This window comes from Pseudomonas monteilii NBRC 103158 = DSM 14164 (assembly GCF_000730605.1).
GTDB classification, from domain to species: Bacteria; Pseudomonadota; Gammaproteobacteria; order Pseudomonadales; family Pseudomonadaceae; genus Aquipseudomonas; species Aquipseudomonas monteilii.
The window spans coordinates 22,656-45,958 of the sequence record NZ_BBIS01000002.1; the positions used below are offsets into that span (position 1 = coordinate 22,656).

23 protein-coding genes and 1 tRNA gene are annotated in these 23,303 nt (G+C 62.8%); 10 read left to right on the forward strand and 14 right to left on the reverse strand.

The features are described from left to right. Positions 1-2: 2 nt before the first annotated feature. The 3 genes from PM2_RS00215 to PM2_RS00225 are packed head-to-tail and all read left to right on the forward strand — an operon-like array spanning position 3 to position 3,611. The gene (locus PM2_RS00215; RefSeq protein WP_028699493.1) at positions 3-1,517 is read left to right on the forward strand and encodes an efflux transporter outer membrane subunit; all 1,515 of its coding nucleotides are present in this window, start codon (positions 3-5) and stop codon (positions 1,515-1,517) included. Further along, a complete protein-coding gene (locus PM2_RS00220; protein WP_016713318.1) occupies positions 1,514-2,611 on the forward strand; it encodes an HlyD family secretion protein in 1,098 nt (365 codons plus the stop codon). Before PM2_RS00215 ends, PM2_RS00220 begins: the two co-directional genes overlap by 4 nt. Then, complete coding sequence (locus PM2_RS00225) at positions 2,601-3,611, forward strand: DUF2955 domain-containing protein (RefSeq protein ID WP_016713317.1); 1,011 nt, start codon at positions 2,601-2,603, stop codon at positions 3,609-3,611. The genes PM2_RS00220 and PM2_RS00225 overlap by 11 nt, the downstream gene beginning before the upstream one ends. Here PM2_RS00225 and PM2_RS00230 read toward each other — a convergent pair. The 10 genes from PM2_RS00230 to PM2_RS00275 all read right to left on the reverse strand — a co-directional run bounded on the left by PM2_RS00230 (position 3,608) and on the right by PM2_RS00275 (position 12,877). Further along, positions 3,608-5,320: a SulP family inorganic anion transporter gene (locus PM2_RS00230; protein WP_016713316.1), complete on the reverse strand. Its 1,713-nt coding sequence runs from the start codon at positions 5,318-5,320 to the stop codon at positions 3,608-3,610. The two genes, PM2_RS00225 and PM2_RS00230, sit on opposite strands and share 4 nt — an antisense overlap. An 89-nt stretch (positions 5,321-5,409) precedes the next feature. Continuing rightward, the gene (locus PM2_RS00235; protein WP_016713315.1) at positions 5,410-5,880 is read right to left on the reverse strand and encodes an OsmC family protein; all 471 of its coding nucleotides are present in this window, start codon (positions 5,878-5,880) and stop codon (positions 5,410-5,412) included. A gap of 202 nt (positions 5,881-6,082) precedes the next feature. Continuing rightward, positions 6,083-7,183, reverse strand: a complete 1,101-nt coding sequence (gene ychF, locus PM2_RS00240) for a redox-regulated ATPase YchF (protein ID WP_016713314.1) — start codon at positions 7,181-7,183, stop codon at positions 6,083-6,085. 24 nt (positions 7,184-7,207) lie between these two features. After that, a complete protein-coding gene (gene pth, locus PM2_RS00245; protein ID WP_012270476.1) occupies positions 7,208-7,792 on the reverse strand; it encodes an aminoacyl-tRNA hydrolase in 585 nt (194 codons plus the stop codon). Between the two features lie 79 nt (positions 7,793-7,871). Beyond that, complete coding sequence (locus tag PM2_RS00250) at positions 7,872-8,465, reverse strand: 50S ribosomal protein L25/general stress protein Ctc (RefSeq protein ID WP_016713313.1); 594 nt, start codon at positions 8,463-8,465, stop codon at positions 7,872-7,874. A gap of 118 nt (positions 8,466-8,583) precedes the next feature. Further along, positions 8,584-9,525, reverse strand: coding sequence for a ribose-phosphate pyrophosphokinase (locus PM2_RS00255; protein ID WP_003247410.1), 942 nt, complete (start codon positions 9,523-9,525; stop codon positions 8,584-8,586). A gap of 48 nt (positions 9,526-9,573) precedes the next feature. Beyond that, positions 9,574-9,648 (reverse strand) — tRNA-Gln (locus PM2_RS00260). Between the two features lie 20 nt (positions 9,649-9,668). After that, positions 9,669-10,529, reverse strand: coding sequence for a 4-(cytidine 5'-diphospho)-2-C-methyl-D-erythritol kinase (gene ispE, locus PM2_RS00265; protein WP_016713312.1), 861 nt, complete (start codon positions 10,527-10,529; stop codon positions 9,669-9,671). A gap of 4 nt (positions 10,530-10,533) precedes the next feature. Continuing rightward, complete coding sequence (gene lolB / locus PM2_RS00270; RefSeq protein ID WP_016713311.1) at positions 10,534-11,151, reverse strand: lipoprotein insertase outer membrane protein LolB; 618 nt, start codon at positions 11,149-11,151, stop codon at positions 10,534-10,536. A 4-nt stretch (positions 11,152-11,155) separates the two neighbouring features. Then, on the reverse strand, positions 11,156-12,877 hold the full coding sequence (locus PM2_RS00275; protein WP_016713310.1) for a tetratricopeptide repeat protein: 1,722 nt from the start codon (positions 12,875-12,877) through the stop codon (positions 11,156-11,158). 769 nt (positions 12,878-13,646) lie between these two features. On the opposite strand from PM2_RS00275, the gene PM2_RS31105 reads away from it, so the two are divergent. The 7 genes from PM2_RS31105 to PM2_RS00305 all read left to right on the forward strand — a co-directional run bounded on the left by PM2_RS31105 (position 13,647) and on the right by PM2_RS00305 (position 19,238). After that, a complete protein-coding gene (locus PM2_RS31105) occupies positions 13,647-13,793 on the forward strand; it encodes a hypothetical protein (protein ID WP_016713309.1) in 147 nt (48 codons plus the stop codon). Positions 13,794-13,887: 94 nt separating this feature from the next. Then, entirely contained in the window at positions 13,888-15,165 is a 1,278-nt protein-coding gene (gene hemA / locus PM2_RS00280; RefSeq protein WP_028699494.1) for a glutamyl-tRNA reductase, read from the forward strand. Then, the gene (prfA, locus tag PM2_RS00285) at positions 15,162-16,244 is read left to right on the forward strand and encodes a peptide chain release factor 1 (RefSeq protein WP_016713307.1); all 1,083 of its coding nucleotides are present in this window, start codon (positions 15,162-15,164) and stop codon (positions 16,242-16,244) included. Before hemA ends, prfA begins: the two co-directional genes overlap by 4 nt. Continuing rightward, positions 16,244-17,074 carry a peptide chain release factor N(5)-glutamine methyltransferase gene (gene prmC / locus PM2_RS00290; protein WP_028699495.1) on the forward strand — a complete coding sequence of 277 codons (831 nt, stop codon included), beginning with the start codon at positions 16,244-16,246 and terminating at the stop codon, positions 17,072-17,074. Before prfA ends, prmC begins: the two co-directional genes overlap by 1 nt. Further along, positions 17,068-17,823 (forward strand): molybdopterin-synthase adenylyltransferase MoeB, encoded by a 756-nt coding sequence (locus tag PM2_RS00295; RefSeq protein WP_028699496.1) that lies wholly within the window; start codon positions 17,068-17,070, stop codon positions 17,821-17,823. Before prmC ends, PM2_RS00295 begins: the two co-directional genes overlap by 7 nt. Continuing rightward, complete coding sequence (gene murI / locus PM2_RS00300; RefSeq protein WP_016713304.1) at positions 17,816-18,613, forward strand: glutamate racemase; 798 nt, start codon at positions 17,816-17,818, stop codon at positions 18,611-18,613. The genes PM2_RS00295 and murI overlap by 8 nt, the downstream gene beginning before the upstream one ends. Before the next feature lie 106 nt (positions 18,614-18,719). Then, complete coding sequence (locus tag PM2_RS00305) at positions 18,720-19,238, forward strand: acyloxyacyl hydrolase (protein ID WP_033724065.1); 519 nt, start codon at positions 18,720-18,722, stop codon at positions 19,236-19,238. Between the two features lie 16 nt (positions 19,239-19,254). Here the strand turns inward: PM2_RS00305 and PM2_RS00310 are convergent, their stop codons facing one another. The 4 genes from PM2_RS00310 to PM2_RS00325 are packed head-to-tail and all read right to left on the reverse strand — an operon-like array spanning position 19,255 to position 23,245. Next, complete coding sequence (locus PM2_RS00310) at positions 19,255-19,956, reverse strand: SDR family oxidoreductase (protein ID WP_028699497.1); 702 nt, start codon at positions 19,954-19,956, stop codon at positions 19,255-19,257. 13 nt (positions 19,957-19,969) lie between these two features. Continuing rightward, the gene (gene phrB / locus PM2_RS00315) at positions 19,970-21,397 is read right to left on the reverse strand and encodes a deoxyribodipyrimidine photo-lyase (protein WP_028699498.1); all 1,428 of its coding nucleotides are present in this window, start codon (positions 21,395-21,397) and stop codon (positions 19,970-19,972) included. Then, positions 21,388-22,287 (reverse strand): MerR family transcriptional regulator, encoded by a 900-nt coding sequence (locus tag PM2_RS00320; protein WP_028699499.1) that lies wholly within the window; start codon positions 22,285-22,287, stop codon positions 21,388-21,390. The genes phrB and PM2_RS00320 overlap by 10 nt, the downstream gene beginning before the upstream one ends. Next, positions 22,277-23,245 (reverse strand): YbgA family protein, encoded by a 969-nt coding sequence (locus tag PM2_RS00325; protein ID WP_028699500.1) that lies wholly within the window; start codon positions 23,243-23,245, stop codon positions 22,277-22,279. Before PM2_RS00325 ends, PM2_RS00320 begins: the two co-directional genes overlap by 11 nt. Positions 23,246-23,303: the final 58 nt, after the last annotated feature.

Sequence of the window (23,303 nt, forward strand, 5' to 3'; positions counted from 1 at the left end):
CCATGCCCAAGTACGGCTATGGTCTGGGGCTGCTGCTAGTGCTGGCCGGCTGCACCCAGGTTGGCCCGGATTTCGAAAAGCCCCAGGCCCCTTGGCTGGCCGGCTGGAGCACGCCTTTGCTGGAGCAGGCAGGACGCAACGCTGTGGCGCCCGACCTGCGCCGCTGGTGGACGGTGTTCGCCGACCCAATGCTGGACGCGCTGATTGCCGAGGCCGATGCCAACAACACCAACCTTCGCGTGGCGGGCCTGCGCATCGCCGAAGCCCGTGCCCAGCTGGCCATCGTGCAGACCGGGCGTTATCCACAGTTGCAACAGTTGAGCGCGCAGAGCCTGTACCTGAAACAAGACCAGTCCGGCGCTGCAGCAGCGCGTGACTCGGTGTTCTGGCAATCCAGCGTGGGCTTCGACATCGGTTGGGAAATTGACTTCTGGGGGCGCTTCAGCCGCGCCATCGAAAGCGCAGATGCGGCCTACTTCGTTTCCCAGGCCAATTACGCCGATGCCATGCTGCTGTTGCGTGCACAAGTGGCCGACACCTACTTCGCCCTGCGTACCGCCGAGGCACGGCTGGATATCGCGCGCGAGAACGCCGAGCGCCAGGCGCGTAGTCTGGAGATCACCGACCGGTTGTTCCGCCACGGCGAAAATGACGAGCTCGACTGGCAGCAGGCGCGCACCCAATACCTGGCGACCCTGGCCACCATCCCCGAGTTCGAAAACCAGCTCAACGCGCTGCGCAACGTGCTGTGCTCGCTGCTGGGCCGCCCGCCCGGGCCGCTGCCGCAGCTGGAGGCCGGCCATGGCCAGCTGCCATTGCCAGACCGCGCGGTGCTTCAGGACGTACCGGCCAACCTCTTGCAGCGCCGCCCGGACATCCGCGCCGCCGAGCAGGCGGTGGCGGCGCAGTCGGCGCTGGTTGGGGTTGCCGAGGCCGATCTTTATCCACAGCTGAGCCTGCTGGGCAGCATTGGCTGGACCTTTTTATCCGCCAGTCATCTGCCCGACACCTTCGACCTGGCTGCTGGCCCTAGCCTGATCTGGAACCCGTTCGACTATGGCCGGCGCAAGAATGCCGTGCGCGTAGAGGATGCCCGCTTGCAGCAACTGATCGAGCTGTACCAGCAAAACGTGCGCGAAGCGGCCCGCGAAGCCGACGATGCCGCCAGCGGGCTTGTCCGCTCGCTGCAGAGCGCAACCATTCGCGACCAGGCCTCGCAGGCTGCGCAGCGTTCGCTGAACCTGGCCAGCTCGCAGTACCGCGAAGGCTTTGCCGACTTCCAGCGCGTGCTCGATGCCCAGCAACTGCTGTTGCAGCAACAGGACGGTTACCTGGTCAGCCGTGGCAACGCAGTCAGTAGCCTTGTGACCTTGTACAAGGCCTTGGGCGGTGGCTGGGATGCCCGCCGCGCACCGATCGACCCGGCCACCCGCCAGCACATGCAGCACCGCACCGACTGGGGCGAGCTGCTCGACGAGCCAGCCCCCACCGCACATGCACAAGGTGAAAAGCAATGAGCGACAGCACGCCTACGCCCCCCCCGCCAGCCCCTGATCGCGGCATGCGCTGGGTGCTGCTGCTGATAGCCGTGAGCCTGCTCTGGTACTTGCTGGCCGACCGCTTCACGCCGTACACCCAGCAGGCCCGCCTGCAGGCGTACGTGGTTCCGGTGGCCGCCGAAGTGGCCGGGCAGATCAAGCGTGTCGCAGTCGGCAACAACCAGGAGGTGCGCCAGGGCGATGTGCTGTTCGAGCTCGATCAGGAACAGTACCGCATTGCCTTGGCCCGCGCCGAAGCCGACCTCGAAACCGTGCGCCGTCAGATCGGCGCCAGTACCGCCGGCATCGACTCGGCCCAGGCCGCGCTCGTGGCCGCCGAGGCCAACGCACGCAAGGCCCGGCAGGACGCCGAGCGCCTCAAGCGCCTGATTGATGAGGACCCCGGCACAGTATCGGTACGTCGCCTGGAAGGCGCCCAGGCTACCCGCGACCAGGCCATCAGCCAGGTGGCGGCGGCCCGTGCGGAGGTGGAGCGGGCCCGTGAGCAGCAGGGCGGGGCGCAGGAGGACAACGCCCAGCTGCGCAGTGCTGCGGCCAATGTCGAAAAGGCACGGCTTGACCTGGCGCGCACGGTGGTGCGCGCTGATGCGAATGGCCTGATCACCGACCTGCGCACTGACGTTGGGCATTATGTCGGGGCTGGCAGCCCGATGATGACGCTGATCAGTATCCACGACGTGTGGATAAGTGCCGACATGACCGAGAACAACCTCGGCCGCCTGCGCCCCGACACCCCGGTGCTGGTGGTGCTTGATGCGCTGCCCGGTACCGTGTTGAAGGGGCGTGTTCGCAGCATTGGCTACGGCGTGAGCGTGGGCCAGGGCACCCCGCCGGGTACTTTGCCGACCGTTCAGAACAGCCGCGAGTGGCTGCGTTCGGCACAGCGCTTCCCGGTGATTGTCGAGCTTGAGCGCGACCAACTTCAGGACAAAACCGTGCTGCGGGTTGGTGGCCAGGCCGAGGTCATGGCCTTGCCTGGCGAAGGCAACCCGCTGAACCTGCCGGGCAGGTTGTTCATGTGGCTGATGAGCTGGCTGTCGTATGCCTATTGAATTGCGCCGCCTGCGGGCCCTGCGCCTGGCCTGGGGCGTGGCGCTGTGCCTGGTGGTCAGCTTCGGCATCGGCCTGCCCGTGCCGATCCTGGCACCGGTGTTCGCCGTGCTGTTGCTGGCCATGCGTAGCCAGCCATTGCCGTTGCGCGCGGCACCCGCCTTGGCGGTACTGGTGCTGCTCGCGTGTGGCAGCGGGTTATTGCTGATTCCACTGTTGCGTCACGCCCCGGTCAGCGGAGTGTTGCTGGTGGGCGTGGGCGTTTTTCTCACGTTGCGCTATGCCTTGATGGGCGGCAACGGCCTGCTGGCCAACTTGCTGATAGTCGGCCTGACCATGATTGCTGCTGCGGGTACCAGCGACTTCACCTTGGCCCTCTCGGTGGTCGAAGCGCTGGCCAAAGGCATGTTGCTTGCGGTGCTGGGCACGGCCTTGGCCCATGTGCTGTTTCCCGAACCTGCCAATGCGCCGGCACAGCCGGTTCCGCCGCTGCTGGGGCGCGGGCATGTCAGCTGGGTAGCGTTGCGCGCCACGTTGATTGTGATGCCGGCCTTCCTGCTGGCGCTGATTGCCCCGGACCAGTACATGCCGCTGATCATGAAGGCAGTGAGTGTGGGGCAACAGGCCGGCGAAACCCGCGCGCGGCACGCCAGCCGTGAGCTGGTTGGCTCAACGTTGCTCGCCGGGTTGCTGGCGATACTGATGTGGGGCGCGTTGAGCCTGTTCGTGCACCTGTGGATGTTTTTTTTGTGGGTGCTGCTGTTCGCGCTCTGGCAGGCGCGGCGGCTGTATCAGGTGGTGCAGAACCGGCAGAGCCCGGCGTACTGGGTGAGCTGCCTGACGACCCTGTTGATCCTGCTGGGGCAGTCGGTGCAGGACAGTGCTGGCGGGCAGGATGTGTACAAGGCGTTTGCGGTGCGCATGGCACTGTTTCTGGCGGTGTCGGTGTATGCCAGTGCCATGCTGATCTGGATTGATCGGCGCCGGGTTCGGGCTGCCTAGGGTTGCCAGTCAACTCCGCTCTCATCCAGATAGGCATCCACCGCCGCGCCCACCGTTGGATGAAAGGCATTCTCCCCCATATGGTGGAACAACCCGAACCGCCGCATCTTGTCCTTCACCGGGTCCTTCATCTCGGCAAACTGCAACTCCACCCCCCGTGCTTCCAGCGCCCGGTCCAGCTCGGCCAGCATGTCGGCCGAAGTGATGTCGATACTGGTCACTGGCTCCGCCGCGATGATCAACCGCTGCACCGGTGTAGGCGACGCGTCCACTGCCGCCATCACTGTGCTCTGGAACTGCTCGGCGTTGGCGAAGAACAGCGGCGCGTCCCAGCGCAGCAGCACCAACCCTGGAATGCGTCGGGCCTGTGGATAACGCTGCACATCATGGTAGCCCCGCGTACCATCCACCCGGCCCAGTACCGCATGGTGCGGCCGCCAACCGTCCCACAGAAACTCTATCACTGCGATGGCCACGGCGATGCAGATACCTGGAATAGCGCCAAATACGGCTACGCCGACAAAGCAGGTGAACGACAGCCAGAACTCCCACTGCTGCATGTGGAATATACGTTTGAGGTCGGTGAACTCGAACAGGCCCAGTGCGGCAGCAATCACCACGGCGGCCAAGGCACTGTTGGGCAGGTGCTGCATCAGATTGGGCGCCACCAGCAGCAACAGGGTTACCGCCAGCGCGCCGATAATACCGGTGAGTTGGGTTTGCGAGCCTGCCGCTTCGGCCACTGGCGTGCGCGATGAACTGCTGCTGATCGGAATACCCTGGAACAGCCCCGAAGCCAGGTTGGCTATACCCAGGCCGAACATTTCCTGGTTCGGGTTGATCGGCATTTTCAGGCGGGCGGCATAGGAGCGCGACAGCACACTGGTGTCGGTGAACGACACCAGCGCTACCGCGATGCCACCGAGCAGCACCTCCACCAGGTCGATGTCGCTGACCCAGGGGAAGACAAAACCGGGCAGCCCTTGGGGCAACTCGCCGAGCACCTTCACGCCTTGCTGGTCGAGCCCCAGCAGGCTCACCGCCAGCGTGGCCAGCACCACGGCAATGAGGATGCCCGGTACCCGCTTGAGGGGCTTGAGCAAAAGGATCAGCACCAGGCTGCCACCACCGACCATGAAGCTTGGCCAATGCCCTTGGCCGGCAAGCAAGGCCTGAATCAGGTTCCAGATATCTCGTAGCGGTCCTTGGCTGTCCACCGAGAGGCCGAACAGCTTGGGCAGTTGGCTGATCAACACCGTGAGGGCGATACCGTTCATGTACCCATAGCGGATCGGCTTGGACAGCAACTCGGTGATGAAGCCCAGGCGCAGCAGCCCGGCAATCACACAGAACGCCCCGGCGACCAGCGCCATCATGCTGGCGATGGCGATTGCCCGCTGCGGGTCACTGGCGGCGTACTGCACCACCACCGCCAGGATCGGCGCGGCCAGTGCCGAGTCCGGGCCCAGCACGAGGATGCGGCTGGGGCCGAACAGGGCATAGGCCAGCAAGGGGATGATGGTGGCATACAGGCCATAGATGCCGGGGACGCCGGACGCTTCAGCGTAGGCAATGCCCACGGGTACCAGCATGGTGGTGAGCACCAGGCCGGCGCCGATGTCCTTGGCCAGCCAGGCTGGCTTGTAGTGGAGCAGGGTGACCAGGCCGGGTAACCAGCGTTGCCAGTCGAAGCGAGTGGGTTCGGGCATGGTGCGGGCTCTGGGGGAGGAGGGGACTCAATCACAGCTTAGATGTTGGGATGGGGGGCTGCGCAGCAGCCCCTTCAATCTCAATCCATCTATACAGTCGTCACCACTGCTGCGCATTCAACCGGGAAGTTCACCGAGTTGGCAATAAAACACTCATGGTGCGCATCCTCATGCAAACGCAAGGCAATCTCCCGGTCCGAGTTCGCACTGATGGTCACTTGCGGGCGCAGTAGCACTTGAGTGAAGCGACCCTTCCTCTGTGTATCGCCCTCCACCATGCGCCCCAGTGGTTTGTCGACGTACTCCAGCACATTTACACCATTCACCGCACACAGGTGCAGGTACCAGAGCTTGTGGCAGGCCGACAGCGATGCTACCAGCATGTCTTCCGGGTTCCAGCGTTGTGGGTCACCGCGAAAGGCGGGGTCTGCCGATCCGGCCAAGGCAGCCTTGCCGGGGGCCTCAACGTTGAAGTCGCGTGCATAGGCGGTATAGCTGGACGTACCGTCACCCTTGTTGCCGGTCCAGGTCACTTGCACTTCGTACTGGTGTTCTTTCATCTGTCCTCCTTGAACCCATGAGCCCATCGCGGGCAACGCCGACTATAGCGCTTCCTGTACTGTCGATGGCGGGCAGGGCCTCCAGCACCTCAATGCCCGCCTGCACATGACCGAGGGCCTGAGCCTGGTGCTGGGGGCCGGGCAAAACAAAACCCCTTGAAGCGTAAGCCTCAAGGGGTTTGTGGTTACAGCAGGCTACCGCTTAGACGTTGAAGCGGAAGTGCATCACGTCGCCGTCTTTGACGATGTAATCCTTGCCTTCCAAACGCCATTTACCGGCTTCCTTGGCACCGCTCTCACCCTTGAACTGGATGAAGTCGTCATAGGCCACCACTTCAGCGCGGATGAAGCCTTTTTCGAAGTCGGTGTGGATCACGCCAGCGGCTTGTGGTGCGGTGGCACCTACGCGTACGGTCCAGGCACGTACTTCCTGCACGCCGGCAGTGAAGTAGGTTTGCAGGTTCAGCAGCTCGTAACCGGCGCGGATCACACGGTTCAGGCCAGGCTCTTCCAGGCCCAGGGCCTCGAGGAACATGTCCTTCTCTTCACCGTCGTCCAGCTCGGCGATTTCCGCTTCGATCTTGTTGCACACCGGCACCACCACCGCGCCTTCTTCCTCGGCAATGGCCTTGACCACGTCCAGGTGCGGGTTGTTGTCGAAACCGTCTTCCGCCACGTTGGCGATGTACATCACCGGCTTGCTGGTCAACAGGTGGAAGCCGCGGATGACCGCCTTGTCTTCGGCGCTCATGTTCTTCATCAGGCTGCGCGCTGGCTTGCCTTCGGTGAAGTGCGGGATCAGTTGCTCCAGGATAGCCTTCTGCGCCAGGGCTTCCTTGTCGCCGCCCTTGGCGTTGCGGGCAACCTTCTGCAGTTGCTTCTCGCAGCTGTCGAGGTCGGCGAAGATCAGTTCGAGGTCGATGATCTCGATGTCACGCTTGGGGTCGACGCTGTTGGAAACGTGGATCACGTTTTCGTCTTCGAAGCAGCGCACCACGTGGGCAATGGCGTCGGTCTCGCGGATGTTGGCGAGGAACTTGTTGCCCAGGCCTTCGCCTTTCGACGCACCCGCCACCAGGCCGGCGATGTCGACGAATTCCATGGTGGTGGGCAGGATGCGGTTTGGCTTGACGATTTCAGCCAGCGCATTCAGGCGCGCATCGGGCATCGGCACGATGCCGCTGTTTGGCTCGATGGTGCAGAAAGGGAAGTTCTCCGCCGCGATGCCAGACTTGGTCAGGGCGTTGAACAGGGTGGACTTGCCGACGTTGGGCAGGCCGACGATGCCGCAATTGAAACCCATGGGTATTCCCCTCTCTAAAGGAAATCAGGCCTTCTGGCTGTGCAGCTCGCGCATCGCCTTGGCGAAGTCGCCGGCAAGCACGTCCGGCAGCACGCCGAGGGCAAAATCGATGCTGGCGTCGAGCTTCTCCTGCTCGGCGCGTGGCGCGCGGCCCAGGACGAAGTTGGAGACCAGTTTGGCGTCGCCCGGGTGGCCGATGCCAAGCCGCAGGCGGTGGAAGTCGTTCTGGTTGCCGAGCTGCGCGATGATGTCGCGCAGGCCGTTATGCCCACCATGGCCGCCGCCGCGCTTGAGCTTGGCAACGCCCGGAGGCAGGTCGAGTTCGTCGTGCGCCACCAGGATCGCTTCCGGCTTGATGCGGAAGAAATTGGCCAAGGCCGCCACGGACTGGCCGCTACGGTTCATGTAGGTGGTGGGGATCAACAAACGAACGTCGTTGCCCTGATGGCTGAACTTAGCCGTCAGGCCGAAATATTTCTTGTCAGCGGTCAGCGAAACACGCTGTGCGCTGGCAATGCGTTCAACGAAAAGAGCCCCTGCGTTATGCCGGGTCTGTTCGTATTCGGGGCCGGGGTTACCCAGGCCGACGATCAACTGGATGGCGGTCACGTCAGGGGCTCTTCCTTGGAGTTGGTGGGTTACAGGGCGCGCGGCACTGTAACCCGATCAACGCCGGCGTGCGAGTAGATTACTCGGCAGCGCCTTCTGCTTCTGGAGCAACGCGTGGAGCGTGAACGTTGGCAACAGCTTTGTCATCACCGTGGGCCAGAGCAACGAACTCTACGCCTTTCGGAGCTTTCAGGTCCGACAGGTGGATGATGGTGCCGACTTCGGCGTTGGCCAGGTCAACTTCGATGAACTCAGGCAGGTCTTTGGCTTCGCAGGAAACTTCGATCTCGGAAACAACGTGGGAGATCTCGCCGCCTTTCTTGACCGGTGCTTCTTCGTTGATGAAGTGCACTGGAACAACAGCGGTCAGTTTCTGGCCAGCAACAACGCGAACGAAGTCGGCGTGCATGATGAACTGCTTGGCTGGGTGGCGCTGCATGGCCTTGATGATGACGTTTTGCTTAACGCCGTCAACGTTCAGCTCGATAACGTGGCTGAAGGCAGCTTCGTTTTCGAACAGCTTGGTGATTTCCTTGGCCAGGATGGTCAGGGATTGAGCTTCTTTATCGCCACCGTAGACAACGGCTGGGATGCTCAGCGAGTGACGCAGGCGGCGGCTCGCACCTTTCCCCAGGTCAGTACGCGCTTGGGCGTTCAGGATGAAATCAGTCATTTTGCTTCTCCAAAATAGCCCCCCGAGGGCGTTTGCGACCAGCGCCAACGGGGATGGCAAAAAAGCCCCGCCCCAACACATGTTGGGGCGGGGCGCTTCACATCAACACGTGTTCCGCTTAGCGGAACATCGCGCTGATCGATTCTTCGTTGCTGATGCGGCGTACCGCTTCAGCGACAACCGGTGCGATATCCAGCTGGCGGATACGGTCACAGGCTTGAGCAGCGGCGGACAGCGGAACGGTGTTGGTCACCACCAGCTCGTCCAGTACCGACTTCTCGATGTTCTCGATCGCGCGGCCCGACAGGACAGGGTGCGTGCAGTAGGCGTAAACCTTGGCAGCGCCGTGTTCTTTCAGGGCTTTGGCCGCGTGGCACAGGGTGCCGGCGGTGTCGACCATGTCGTCTACCAGGATGCAGGTGCGCCCTTCGACGTCGCCGATGATGTGCATAACCTCGGAGTGGTTAGCCTTTTCGCGGCGTTTGTCGATGATACCCAGGTCGACACCCAGGGACTTGGCGACTGCACGTGCACGCACGACACCACCGATGTCCGGGGAGACAATCATCAGGTTCTCGAAACGCTGGTCTTCGATGTCGTCAACCAGTACGGGCGAGCCGTAGATGTTGTCGACCGGGATATCGAAGAAGCCTTGGATCTGGTCAGCGTGCAGGTCGACGGTGAGAACACGGTCGATACCCACGACAGTGAGCATGTCAGCGACGACTTTGGCGCTGATGGCTACACGTGCCGAACGCGGACGGCGGTCCTGGCGGGCATATCCGAAGTAAGGAATCACGGCGGTGATTCGGGATGCTGAGGAGCGGCGGAAGGCGTCGGCCATCACTACCAGTTCCATCAGGTTATCGTTGGTCGGGGCACAGGTCGGCTGAATAATGAAAACGTCTTTACCGCGAACATTTTCATTGATCTCAGTGCTGATCTCACCGTCGGAGAATTTACCGACAGAGACGTCACCGAGAGGGATATGCAGCTGACGTACGACACGCCGAGCCAGATCGGGGTTAGCGTTCCCCGTAAAGACCATCATCTTGGACACGCGCAGTACCTGAAGGCTGAGGGTATACCTGGATGAGTATAAGGAAAATGGCAGGGGCGGCTGGATTCGAACCAACGCATGGCAGGATCAAAACCTGCTGCCTTACCGCTTGGCGACGCCCCTGTATCTGTTGCTGCGAACGCTTATGCGCTCGGCTTCTTGACCAGACTTTGCAGCTTGCGATGCAACATCGAAACATTGCTTCCTTTCGCCACAAACCCTGTTTGGGTCGCTGAAAGAAGGGCCAGAACTTTATCAGCTTCGGCTTTGCTTGGGAAGGCCCCAAACACACAACTTCCAGTGCCGGTTAGTCGAGCCTCAGTGAATTTTCCCAGTGAATTCAATGCATTGCGAACTTCTGGGTAATTCTGCTCTACCACCGGTTGGCAGTCATTTCGACTGTTTCCCTTGGGAACGGGGCGCATCTTAAGGGGGAGTGAATCACGTGTCAACTGTGGATGTGAAAAAATTTCTACTGTGCTGACAGACACTTGCGGCACCAGCACGACATACCAGGGTTCTTCCGGGTCTACCGGGGTGAGTTGTTCGCCCACGCCCTGTGCGAACGCCGCATGGCCGCGCACGAATACCGGTACGTCGGCGCCCAGGCTCAGGCCCAGTGCGGCCAGTCGGTCTTCGTCCCAGTCGAGCTGCCAAAGGTGGGCCAGGGCAAGCAGGGTGGTGGCGGCATCCGAGCTGCCACCACCGATGCCGCCACCCATGGGCAGCACTTTGGTCAGCCAGATGTCGGCGCCGAGCGGGGTGCTGGATTGCTCCTGCAACTTGCGGGCGGCGCGCACGATCAGGTTGCTGTCGTGCGGTACAGCTTCAATCTCGGTGTGCAGGCGGATCACGCCATCGTCACGCAGGGCGAAACTCAGTTCGTCGCCATGGTCGAGAAACTGGAACACAGTTTCCAGTTCGTGGTACCCATCTGGGCGGCGGCCGATGATGTGCAGCCACAGGTTGAGCTTGGCCGGGGCGGGCAGGGTGAGCGTTTGCATGTGATCAGTGCCCCAGCTGGCGTGGCTGCCAGTCCTTGACCACCAGGGTCACGTCCAGGTCCTTGCCGTGCAGTTTCAGGCGCTCGGGCAGCCAGTAGCCGTTCTGCTCGGTGTAGCTCAGGTACTGCACCTGCCAGCCGTCCTGGTCGAGGCTGGCCAGACGGCTGTCACCGTCCAGGGTCAGCTTGCTCTTGCTGTCGGGGGCGGGCAGGCCGCGTACCCACCAGACCAGGTGGGACACCGGCAGTTGCCAGCCAAGCTGCTCTTCCAGCAAAGCTTCGGGGCTCGTGGCCTCGTAACGGCCCTGGTTGGCTACTTCCAGTACCACGCCACCCGGCCGGCCGGTCAGGCGTGCGGCACCACGGCCCAGCGGGCCGGCAAGGCGGATGTCGTAGTAGTCCTGGCGCTGCAGCCAGAACAGCGTGCCGCTGCCGGAGTCGCGCGGTGCGCGGATGCCGACCTTGCCGTTGATCTGCCAGCCATCGAGGCTGCTCAGTTGTTCTTTATGGGCGCGCCACTGTTGTGGGTTGCCGTGGCCCTGCAGGGCCTCGCGGCTACCGAAACCGGCACAACCGGCCAGCAGGGCGATCAGGGTGAAGGTGATGCAATGGCGCAGGAACATGGCGTTAAAGGGTCTCGGATCCGGTCAGGCGCAGGAGGGTCTTGCGCAGGATGGGGCTGTCGGCCTGGGCTTCGAAGCCTTTGGCCCACACCTGGCGGGCTTCGCGGCGCTTGCCGTTGGCCCACAGCACTTCGCCCAGATGGGCGGCCACTTCATGGTCTGGGAAGTTGGCAAAGGCCTGACGCAGGTAGGTTTCGGCCTCGTCGAGGTTGCCCAGGCGATAGTTGACCCAACCCAGGCTGTCGAGCACTGCCGGGTCGTCCGGGGTCAACTGATGGGCCTTGTCGATCAGCGCCTTGGCTTCGCTGTAGCGGGTAGTGCGGTCGGCCAGGGTGTAACCCAGGGCGTTCAGGGCCATGGCATTTTCTGGCTCGCGGGTGATGATGGCGCGCAGGTCTTTTTCCATCTGTGCCAGGTCGTCGCGTTTTTCGGCCAGCATGGCGCGGGTGTACAGCAGGTTGAGGTCGTCCGGGTACCGTTGGATGGCTTGTTGAAGCACCTGGTTGGCCTGGGCGTCCTTGTTGTTGTTGCTGTAGCTCTCCGACTCGATCAGGTACAGCTGGATGGCGAGGTCCGGCTGGGCTTCGCGGGCTTCGGCGAGCAGGCGCGAAGCGTCGGTGCCTCGGCCGTTGGCAATCAGGATATCGGCCTGGCGCAGTTGCGCGGGCAGGTAATCGGGGCCAGGGCCGACCAGCGCGTATTCGCGCAGGGCACCTGCGGGGTCGTGGCGCTCTTCCCGGATGCGGCCCAGGTTCAGGTGCGCGGCGTCGACGTTGCTGTCACGCTCAATCAGTTCCTGCAGGTAGCCTTCGGCTTCATCCCAGTCTTTGTTCTCCAGGCACACCAGCGCCAGGGAGTAACGAAGTTCGTCATCGTCAGGGTACTGCTGGACCAGGCTGAGGAACTCGCCCTTGGCATCGGCGATGCGGTCTTGCTCGACCAGGGTGCGGGCGTAGGTCAGGCGCAGGCGCTTGTCATCCGGGTTGTCGCGGATAGCGCTGCGCAGCAGTGGCAGGGCTTCCGGGCCACGGTCCAAAGTCTGCAGCAATCGGGCGCGCAGCAGGATCGGGGCGATTTCGCCGTTCTGCGCCGGGTGCGACTCAAGCAGCTCCAGTGCCTCTTCGGCCTTGCCGTCCTGATTCAGCAGTAGCGCTTTGCCGAACACCAGCTGGCCGTTGTTCGGGTATTTCACCAGCAGGCGCTCGAAGCTTTGCAGCAGGCCATCGCGGGTGCTCTGGTCGGTTTCGGCGGCAGACAGGGCGAGGAAGTCGAAGTGGGTGTCGCCTTGGCCCTGCAGCACCTTTTCCATATAGGCCATGGCGTCGTCATAGCGGCCGGCGCGGGCCAGCTGGATGGCGGCGGCGCGTTGGGCGTCGAGGTTTTGCGGGTCGTTGCGGGCCCAGACCAGGGCGTTTTCCAGCGATGGCTCATCGGCGCCGAGGTACTCGGCGATGCGATAGGCACGTTCGGAAACCGCAGGGTCCTGGGTTTTGGCAGCCTGGTCGGTGTAGTTGGCCAGGGCGATGTCGAAGCGGTTGCGCTGGCCGGCCAGCTCTGCGACCAGCAGGCTATAGAGTGTGTCCTGCTTGAACGAGCCATACACCACGGGCTTTTGGGCCTCGCTCTTTGCGGCCTCGGCGACGGGAGGCTCGGCCTTTTGCGGGGCCAGGCTCTGGCAGCCCTGAAGCAGGGCGAAGGCAAGCAGCAATGCGTATGGTTTGTTCATAGAAGGCTTTAGAAGGACTCACCGGCGGTCGGAGCATGATGACACAAGCGCGGTGGCAAACCCACCTGCGAAGGTATGAAGCTGCGCTTCGCTTATGCAGACCGCGCAGCGCCTGCGTGGTTCGCCGCAGAGCCTGCCAACACGATCCAGTGCTCTTGCTCTTGCTCTTGCTCTTGCTCTTGCTCTTGCTTCAGCTTTTGCTTCTAAGCGCGCGATAGTTCAGGCGCTGTAGATTGCGACTTCAGGAGGCCGAGCGGAGGGATTGCGGAGGGAGGTGACGGGCATGGATGCCCGTCAAGCGCTGAGGCCCCATGGATGGGGCCTGCAGCGCGTACTCCCGGGAGCAAGCCCGTAGCGAGGGAACCCCGGAGCGCAGCGTAGGGGCCGGATGATGGGAGCGGACGGTTTTTGGTTCCTTTTTGCCACGACAAAAAGGGACCCGCCGTAAGGGCGGAAAGGTGACTGAGCGCCACCTTCGAGAATGAATGTTTACTGTGTTGTTGATGCCCACGCCTAAAAGCGAAAAGCGAAAAGCTTAAGCGATGGTTTTTATATAGCGATAAGTCCGTATGCGGTGGCGACGCATACTCACCTTTTCGCCCTTACGGCGAGTCACTTTTTGCCAAACGCGGCAAAAAGTAACCAAAAAACGCTGCGCTCCCATCATCCGGCCCCTACGCTGCGCTCCGGGGTTCCCTCACTCCGGCCTTGCTCCCGGGAGGACCGCGCTGCAGGCCCCATCCTGGGGCCCAGCGCTTGACGGGCATCCATGCCCGTCACCTCCCTCCGCAAGGCCTGCGTTCGGCCTCCTGAAGTCGCGAAGATCAAGATCAAGATCAAAAGCCAGATCAAAAGCCAGATCAAAAGCGGGGGAGGGGTGAAATTACCGCTGATGCTGGCCTGGACGCGGCGATAGCCGCAGCGCTATCAGCGCAATAGCGAACGGTGGTTGTCCAAAAACCTGCGAAAGAGGACAATTATCGGCTTCCCGTCACAACCAGCGACCTTGCATGGCCTTTCTTGCACTTGGTATCAACCATAAGACTGCCTCGGTAGACGTACGCGAGCGCGTGGCGTTTACCCCAGAGCAGCTGGTAGACGCCCTGCAGCAGCTCTGCCGACTGACATCCAGCCGCGAAGCGGCGATCCTGTCGACCTGCAACCGCAGCGAGCTGTATATAGAGCAGGACCACCTGTCCGCCGACGCCGTGTTGCAATGGCTGGCCGACTATCACCGCCTCAGCCTCGACGAGCTGCGCGCCAGCGCCTACGTGCACGAAGAGCACGATGCCGTGAGGCATATGATGCGCGTGGCCTCGGGCCTTGACTCGCTGGTACTCGGTGAGCCGCAGATTCTCGGCCAGATGAAGTCGGCCTACGCCGTGGCGCGTGAAGCAGGTACCGTCGGCCCGCTGCTCGGGCGCCTGTTCCAGGCCACCTTCAGCGCCGCCAAGCAGGTGCGTACCGACACTGCAATCGGCGAAAACCCGGTTTCGGTGGCGTTTGCCGCGGTCAGCCTGGCCAAACAGATCTTCGCCGACCTGGGTCGCAGCCAGGCCTTGCTGATCGGTGCCGGCGAAACCATCACCCTGGTCGCCCGCCACCTGCACGAGCAGGGCGTACGTCGTATCGTCGTGGCCAACCGCACCCTGGAGCGCGCCAGCACGCTGGCCGAGCAGTTCGGTGCGCATGCCGTGCTGCTGGCCGACATCCCCCAGGAGCTGGCCAACAGCGACATCGTCATCAGTTCCACCGCCAGCCAGTTGCCGATCCTGGGCAAAGGCGCGGTCGAGAGTGCGCTCAAGCAGCGCCGGCACAAGCCGATCTTCATGGTCGACATCGCCGTGCCGCGCGACATCGAACCTGAAGTCGGCGAACTGGACGATGTCTACCTGTACACTGTCGATGACCTGCACGATGTGGTGGCGGAAAACCTCAAGAGCCGCCAGGGCGCGGCCCAGGCCGCCGAAGAGCTGGTGTCGGTGGGCGCCGAAGACTTCATGCTGCGCCTGCGTGAACTGGCTGCGGTGGATGTGCTCAAGGCCTATCGCCAGCAAAGCGAGCGCCTGCGCGACGAAGAACTGCAAAAAGCCCTGCGCCTGCTGGCGAACGGCGGCAACCCCGAAGACGTGCTGGCCCAACTGGCCCGGGGCCTGACCAACAAACTCCTACATGCGCCCAGCGTGCAGTTGAAAAAGCTCTCGGCCGAGGGCCGCCTCGATGCGCTGGCCATGGCCCAGGAACTCTTTGCCCTCAACGAGGGCTCCACGGACAAATCCCCGCAATGAAAGCGTCGCTGCTGAACAAACTGGAAATCCTCCAGGACCGCTTCGAAGAACTCACCGCCCTGCTCGGTGACGCCGAGGTCATTTCCGACCAGACACGCTTTCGCGCGTATTCCCGTGAGTACGCCGAGGTCGAGCCGGTCTACGCTGCTTATAAAGAGTGGCGCAAAGTGCAGGACGACCTCGAAGGCGCCCAGGCGCTGCTCAAGGACAGTGACCCGGACCTGCGCGAAATGGCCGTGGAAGAAGTGCGTGAAGCCAAGGAGCAACTGTTGACGCTGGAGGCGCAGCTGCAACGCATGCTGCTGCCCAAAGACCCTAACGATGGTCGCAACGTGTTCCTCGAAATCCGCGCCGGCACCGGTGGCGACGAGGCGGCGATCTTCTCTGGCGACTTGTTCCGCATGTACTCGCGCTACGCCGAAAAGCGCGGCTGGCGCCTGGAAATTCTGTCCGAGAACGAAGGCGAGCACGGCGGCTACAAGGAAATCATCGCCCGTGTCGAGGGTGAAAACGTTTACGGCAAGCTCAAGTTCGAGTCGGGCGCTCACCGCGTCCAGCGTGTACCCGAGACCGAATCCCAGGGTCGTGTGCACACCTCCGCATGCACGGTGGCGGTGCTGCCCGAGCCGGACGAACAGGCCGCCATCGAAATCAACCCGGCCGACCTGCGCGTGGACACCTACCGTGCCTCCGGCGCCGGTGGCCAGCACGTGAACAAGACCGACTCGGCCATCCGCATCACTCACTTGCCTACCGGCATCGTGGTCGAATGCCAGGAAGAGCGTTCGCAGCACAAGAACCGGGCTCGCGCCATGTCCTGGCTGTCGGCCAAGCTCAACGACATGCAGACCAGCGCAGCACAGAATGCCATCGCCAGCGAACGCAAGCTGCTGGTGGGCTCTGGCGACCGCTCCGAGCGCATCCGCACGTACAATTATCCACAGGGCCGGGTGACCGACCACCGCATCAACCTGACCCTGTATTCGCTGGACGACATCCTCAGTGGTGGCGTAGAGGCGGTGATCGAACCGCTACTGGCCGAATACCAGGCCGATCAACTGGCCGCCCTGGGGGACTGATGACCATCATCGCCAGCCTGCTGCGCAACGCGCAGTTGCCCGAATCGCCCACCGAACGGCTGGATGCCGAATTGCTGCTGGCGGCTGCCATCGGCAAGTCGCGCAGTTACCTGCACACCTGGCCCGAGCGTATCGTCAGCAGCGAAGATGCCGAGACTTACGCGGGTTACCTGCAGCGCCGCCGTGGTGGCGAGCCGGTGGCTTACATCCTCGGGCAGCAGGGCTTCTGGACAATCGACCTGGAAGTGGCGCCGCATACCCTGATCCCGCGGCCAGACACCGAGCTGTTGGTCGAGACGGCCCTCGAACTGCAACCCGCCTCGCCAGCCAAGGTGCTGGACCTGGGCACCGGTACGGGCGCGATTGCCCTGGCCTTGGCCAGTGATCGCCCGGCCTGGCAGGTGACTGCGGTTGACCGGGTAGAGGAAGCCGCTGCCCTGGCTGAGCGCAACCGCCAGCGCCTGGGCCTGGCTAATGCCCAGGTGCGGGTAAGCCACTGGTTCGACAGCCTGGTCGGCGAGCGTTTTGACCTGATTGTCAGTAACCCGCCCTACATCGCAGCTGCAGACCCGCACCTGGTGGCCGGTGACGTGCGCTTCGAGCCCAGCAGTGCGCTGGTCGCTGGCGTCGATGGCCTGGACGACCTGCGCGTGATCGCCGCCCAGGCCCCTGCGCACCTGTTGCCGGGGGGCTGGTTGTTGCTGGAGCATGGCTACGATCAGGCAGCAGCGGTACGCGCCTTGCTGGCGGAACACGGTTTTATCGAGGTTACCAGCCGCACGGACCTGGGCGGCCATCAACGCATTACCCTGGGGCGCCTGCCATGCTGAGTGATGAGGAACTGTTGCGTTACAGCCGGCAGGTACTGCTGGCCCAGATCGACATCGATGGCCAGTTGCGGCTCAAGCAGAGCAAGGCGCTGATCGTCGGGCTCGGTGGCCTTGGCTCGCCAGTTGCCCTGTACCTGGCCGCCGCCGGGGTGGGTGAGCTGCACCTGGCCGACTTCGACACCGTAGACCTCACCAACCTGCAACGCCAGGTCATCCACGACAGTGCCAGTGTCGGCATGAGCAAGGTCGACTCGGCCTTGCAGCGCCTGGAGGCGATCAACCCGGAAATCAGCCTGGTTGCCCACCGCCAAGCACTGGACGAGGGCTCGCTCGCTGCCGCCGTGGCGGCGGTCGACCTAGTACTGGATTGCTCCGACAACTTCGGTACCCGCGAGGCGGTAAACGCCGCGTGTGTTGCGGCTGGCAAGCCACTGGTCAGCGGCGCGGCGATCCGCCTGGAAGGGCAGTTGTCGGTGTTCGACCCGCGACGTGACTACAGCCCTTGCTACCACTGCCTGTACGGGCATGGCAGCGAAGCCGAGCTGACGTGCAGCGAAGCCGGTGTGATCGGCCCACTGGTGGGGCTGGTAGGCAGCTTGCAGGCGCTGGAAGCGATGAAGCTACTGGCCGGGTTCGGCGAGCCGCTGGTCGGCCGCTTGCTGTTGATCGATGCTCTCGGCACGCGCATCCGCGAATTGCGGGTCAAGCGCGACCCGGCCTGTGCAGTCTGCGGCAAGCGCGATGGCTGAGCGTTCGGCGCCAATCGGCGTAATGGACTCCGGGGTTGGCGGCTTGTCGGTGCTCGCCGAGATCCAGCGGCTGCTGCCCAACGAGACGCTGCTGTACGTGGGCGATTGCGGCCACATACCCTACGGCGAGAAGTCGCCAGATTATATCCGTGAGCGTCTCCGGCGCATTGCTGCGTTCTTCCATGAACAGGGCGCCAAGGCCATGGTACTGGCCTGCAATACCGCCACGGTGGCGGCGGTGGCCGACCTGCGCGAGTTGTACCCGACCTGGCCGCTGGTGGGCATGGAGCCGGCGGTGAAGCCCGCTGCCGCCGCCACGCGCTCGGGCGTGGTCGGTGTGCTGGCCACCACCGGTACCCTGCAAAGCGCCAAGTTCGCCGCCTTGCTCGACCGTTTTGCCAATGACGTACAGGTCATCACCCAACCTTGCCCGGGGCTGGTCGAGTTGATCGAGGCCGGCGACCTGGCCAGCCCGGCAGTGCGCCAGTTGTTGCAAGGTTATGTACAGCCGTTGCTGGCCGCTGGCTGCGACACGCTGATCCTGGGCTGCACCCATTACCCCTTCCTGCGCCCGTTGCTGGCCGGCATGGTGCCAGCCGATGTGGCCATCATCGACACCGGCGCCGCGGTGGCGCGCCAGTTGCAGCGGCTGCTGGGCGCGAATGACCTGCTGGCCGATGGGCCGGCCCGGGATACCCGCTTCTGGACCAGCGCCGACCCGCAAACCCTCAGAAATATCCTACCGATGCTGTGGCATAAGTCTGGCGATGTGCAAAGCTTTGCGTTGTGAAAAAAACGTGAAAATTAGCTGAACTATCGTTCCACTGTCGCGCTCTACCGCTTTGCCTGAGATGAGGCAGGCATTAATAACAGCATCAGGAAGAAGGATGTTTCTCATGAAGAAACTGCTCGGCTTAGCGGCGGCTGCCGCTTTTACTCTGGGGCAAGCACTGTCGGCGCAGGCAGCCGATATTTCCTTTTCGGTAGGTCAGACCGGTGACTCGACAATGGTCTACCGGCTGGGACTGCAATCAAACTGGGATGCCAGTTGGTGGCAGACCAGCGTTGGCCGCCTGACCGGCTATTGGGATGGGGCCTACACCTATTGGGATGGCGACGAGACGGCGAGCAACCACAGCCTTTCGTTCGCGCCAGTGTTCGTTTATGAGTTTGCCGGGGCGTCGGTCAAGCCCTACATCGAAGCCGGGATCGGTGTGGCAGCGTTTTCCAGCACCGAACTGGAAAGCAACGAGCTGGGCTCGGCATTCCAGTTCGAAGACCGCATCGGCTTTGGCTTGCGCTTTGCTGGCGGGCATGAGATCGGCGTGCGGGCCATTCACTACTCCAACGCGGGTATCAAAGAGCCCAACGATGGAGTAGAGAGCTACAGCCTGCATTACCGCATGGCGCTGTAGCTGGCACGTTAGCCGTCTAGCTACGTGGCAGCGGCCATAGACTGCTCAGATCAAGTGTTTCCAGCACCAGCTCTGGCTCTCTCTGTGGCCACCGCCGCAGCAGTTCTTCAGCCGCACGCCGCGGCGTCCATTCCTCCGGTATGGCTTGCGCCGGCGTCACGGGTGTTTTCAGCGATTGGGGGCTGACCACCGTAACGTCTATCCCTTGGCCTTTCAGCGTCTTGCGCTGTTCACGCATCCATTGCGGCATGTTGTTCCAGCCAGCGCTCACCTGGGTTGGTGCATACAGCTGCAGCGCCGAATACCGGTTGAAAATGGCCATCACCTGCGGTGATTCGCCTTTCAACAGCAAAGGCAGCGCATTGGCAAGGCTATGTTCGCCCGCCACCTGGTTGCTGGTGACAATCGCCTCGAACACATCGCTGCCCGCCAGTGGGGCATCCAGGTAGTCGCTGGTACCGGCGTTGAGGATCAGGCCATCCAGCGAGCACCAGGCATGGCATATCTGCTGGCACGCATCTGCCGCTTGCCCATCGGCATGCAACTGCCAGGGCAGGCGCAAGAAGCGCCGCCCATGCTGTGCCGCCAAGGCGTTCAGTTCATCGCTTTCCTTAGCACTGGCGGCAACGCAATGGCCCTGTTCGAGCAAGCGTTCCACCAAAGCCAGACCTAATCCGTTGCTGGCGCCTGTAACCCAAAAACTGCGTGAGTCAGTCAAGACGTTGTACCCTCTAATTCTGCCGACGTGGTAGGCCCTTGAAGGCTTCCAGTGCACGCTGGCGACTGCTGCTGAGATTCACCATGGGACAGTGATACAAATTATTATCAAAAAGATCTCGGTGTTTCACGGGCTCATGGATGGTTTTATCGTCGAGGTCACGTAATTCCGGCAGCCAGTGCCGAATGAACCGCCCCTGTGGGTCGAAACGTTGCGACTGCGAAATCGGGTTGAAGATGCGGAAATAGGGCACTGCATCGGTGCCGGTAGACGCGCTCCACTGCCAGCCGCCGTTGTTCGCGGCCAGGTCGCCGTCTATCAGGTGGCGCATGAAGTAGCGCTCGCCCTTGCGCCAGTCGATCAGCAGGTTCTTGCTCAGGAACATGGCCACCACCATGCGCAGGCGGTTATGCATCCACCCAGTATGCAACAACTGGCGCATGGCGGCGTCGATGATCGGGAAACCCGTACGGCCCTGTTCCCAGGCTTCCAGATCTGCCGGTGCATCGCGCCAAGGCAACGCTTCGGTTTGCGCGCGGAAGGCGCGGTGGCGAGAGACCTGTGGGTAACCGGTCAGGATGTGCTTGTAGAACTCGCGCCACAGCAGCTCGTTGATCCAGGTTTGCACGCCGGCGCTGCCGCTGTCGAACTCGCCCCGGTTGCTGGCCAGGGCACCGTGCAGGCACTGGCGCGGCGAGATCACCCCCGCGGCCAGATAGGCCGAAAGCTGGCTGGTGCCGGGTTTGGCTGGCAGGTCACGCAGTTGCTGGTAGTCATCAATGGTTTCATCGAGAAAGCGAGACAATCGCCCCTGCGCTTCGGCTTCACCCGCCGGCCAATGTGCTTGCAGGGCGCGCTCGGGCTTTTCAAAACCCTCCACATGCTGCGGAATCGGGTCGCTCTGGATCTGCAGGGGCGCTTGCTGTTTAACCCGGTGAGCCATGGCTGGCAGGCTGCGGTGCAGGAGCTCCAGACAGGTTTTTTTGAACTGGCTGAAAACCTGGAAGTAGTCGCCGCTGCGAGTGAGGACTGTGCCCGGGCGGAAGAACAGCTGGTCGAGGTGGCTGTGTGCCTGAATGCCCGACTTTTCCAGCAGGGCTCGGGTGGCATCGTCACGGCGCTTTTCGTTGATGCCGTACTCTTCATTCCAGTGAACGCTCGCCACCTGATGCTGGCGGCATACCTCAAGCACGGCCTGTGGTGCCTGCTCCCAGGTGTCGATGCTGCGGATCAGCAGGGGAATATTCAGGCCTTCCAGCGACTGGCGCACGTCGCGCAGGTTGCGCAGCCAGAAGTCGACTTTGCAGGCAGCGTCGTCGTGGGCCAGCCACTGGGCGGGGCTGACAAGCCACAGGGCGATGGTCGGGCCGCGTTCACTGGCGGCGCTGAGCGCAGTGTTGTCATTGATGCGCAGGTCACTGCGCAGCCAGGTCAAATGCATGGTGCAGGCGTCTCTTCAGGCTGGCGGTCATGGGCTTGAAGCAAGCGCAATGCCGCCTGAGGGGTGTCGAACAGGGCGAGGTCTGGCAGCTCCAGGGCACGCAGCTGCGCTTCATGCAGTACCAACGTCGCACCACCGGCCAAGGTTTTCACGGGCAGGTTGTGCAGGGCGCGTTGCAGTGCCTTGCCATCAAAGCGTGGCCCCAGGTGCAGAAGCACGGCACGCGGGGCGAGCGTGCTTACGGCACGTTGCAGGTGCGGGCCGGTGACCGGGTGTTCCAGTACTTCTACCGGAAAACCGTTGCTGGTGAACAACCAGGCGCATAGCCATAAACCGGGGCTGAAAGTACGTTCACCGTCTTCCACCAGCAATACGGCCGGGCCCTGCAGCAACTGGTTGTCGTGGTACACGCGGGCGCCGAGCTTGCTGCGTAGCCAGCTGTGGAAAAACACCTGCTCCAGTTGCGCGTTGAAGTAATTGCGCCAGCGCAGGTCGAGCAGGTCGAGCAGTGGCAGCAGCAATTGTTCGCACAGGGTAACAGCGGGGTACAGCGCCATTGCCTGGTTGAGCTGGTGGTCGAGGGCACGCTGTGACAGGTTGGCGATAGCCTCGATCAGCTGGAGCTGCCGGGCCTGCCAGTCGCCTTTGGGCGCAGTGCTGGAGGGTTTGTCGAGCAGCTCGCGCACCTGCCCTACCGAGGCCCCCCGCTGCAGCCAGGCAAGGATGGCTTCGACCCGTTCGACCTGTTCCAGCGGGTACAGGCGGTGCCCTTTCGCGGTGCGCTGTGGCTTGAGCAGGCCATATCGGCGTTCCCAGGCGCGCAGGGTGACCGGATTGACGCCGGTGCGACGGGCCAGCTCACCGATGGGCAACAAGGTTTCAGACGGCATTGCGCAGGCCCAGGTTTTCGGGGTGCGGTTGCAGGTACGCTTGCTGCTGTAGGTAGGGGTCAGGGTGGTTGCGTAAATGGTGCTTGAGCAGGGTCAGTGGCACCACCAGCGGTACCACGCCTTTTTGATACTGGCCGATGACCGTCTGCAGTTCGGCTTTGTCCTGTTGTGTCAGGCTGTCCTTGAAATAGCCGCAGAGATGCTGCAGCACGTTGCTGTGGGTTCCGCGGCTGGCGCAGCGACGCAGGGCCTGCATCAGTTGGCTGAAGTAGCGCGGGCCGATGTTTTGCGGGTCGTCATCGCGGCTCATGCTACCCAGCAGGCGCCCGAGGGTGCGGTAGGCCTGGGGATTGTTGGCCATCACCAGGTATTTGTAACGCGAATGGAAGCGCACCAGCGCGCCACGGCTAAGGCCTTCGGCCAGCAGGCGCTGCCAGTCGGCGTAGGCATACACGCGGCTGATGAAGTTCTCTCGCAGCACGGCGTCGTGCAGGCGGCCTTCTTCTTCCACGGGTAGGTCCGGGCGTTTCACACAGAACGCCTGGGCGTAGACGCCGCGTCCTCGCTGGAGGGCCGGGTGGCCGTTGTCCTGGTAGACCTTGACCCGTTCCAGCCCGCAAGACGGTGATTTCTGCATGAAGATGTAGCCGCAAATGTCGTCGAGTTCGTCGGCCATTTGTTCGCCGTACGTGCGCAGCGGGCCGGTCAGGTCCATGCCGGGGTTACGGGTGCCGACCACTTCGGGAGTTTCGGGGTTGCCTACCAGGCGGATAGGGTCACGCGGAACGCCAAGGCCGATGGCCACTTCCGGACACACCGGCTGCCAGTCAAAATGTTGTTCTAGCTGCGTCAGGCACAGGTCGGAGGCCTTGTGGCCGCCGTTATAGCGCACGCTTTGGCCCGTCAGGCAGGCGCTGATGGCGATACGCGGCTTGCTGTGGGTGAAAGGGTCGTGCATGGCTGTCTCCAGTAAACCTGTACATGGCAAAAAACTTGTACAGGTTTATTCCAGCACA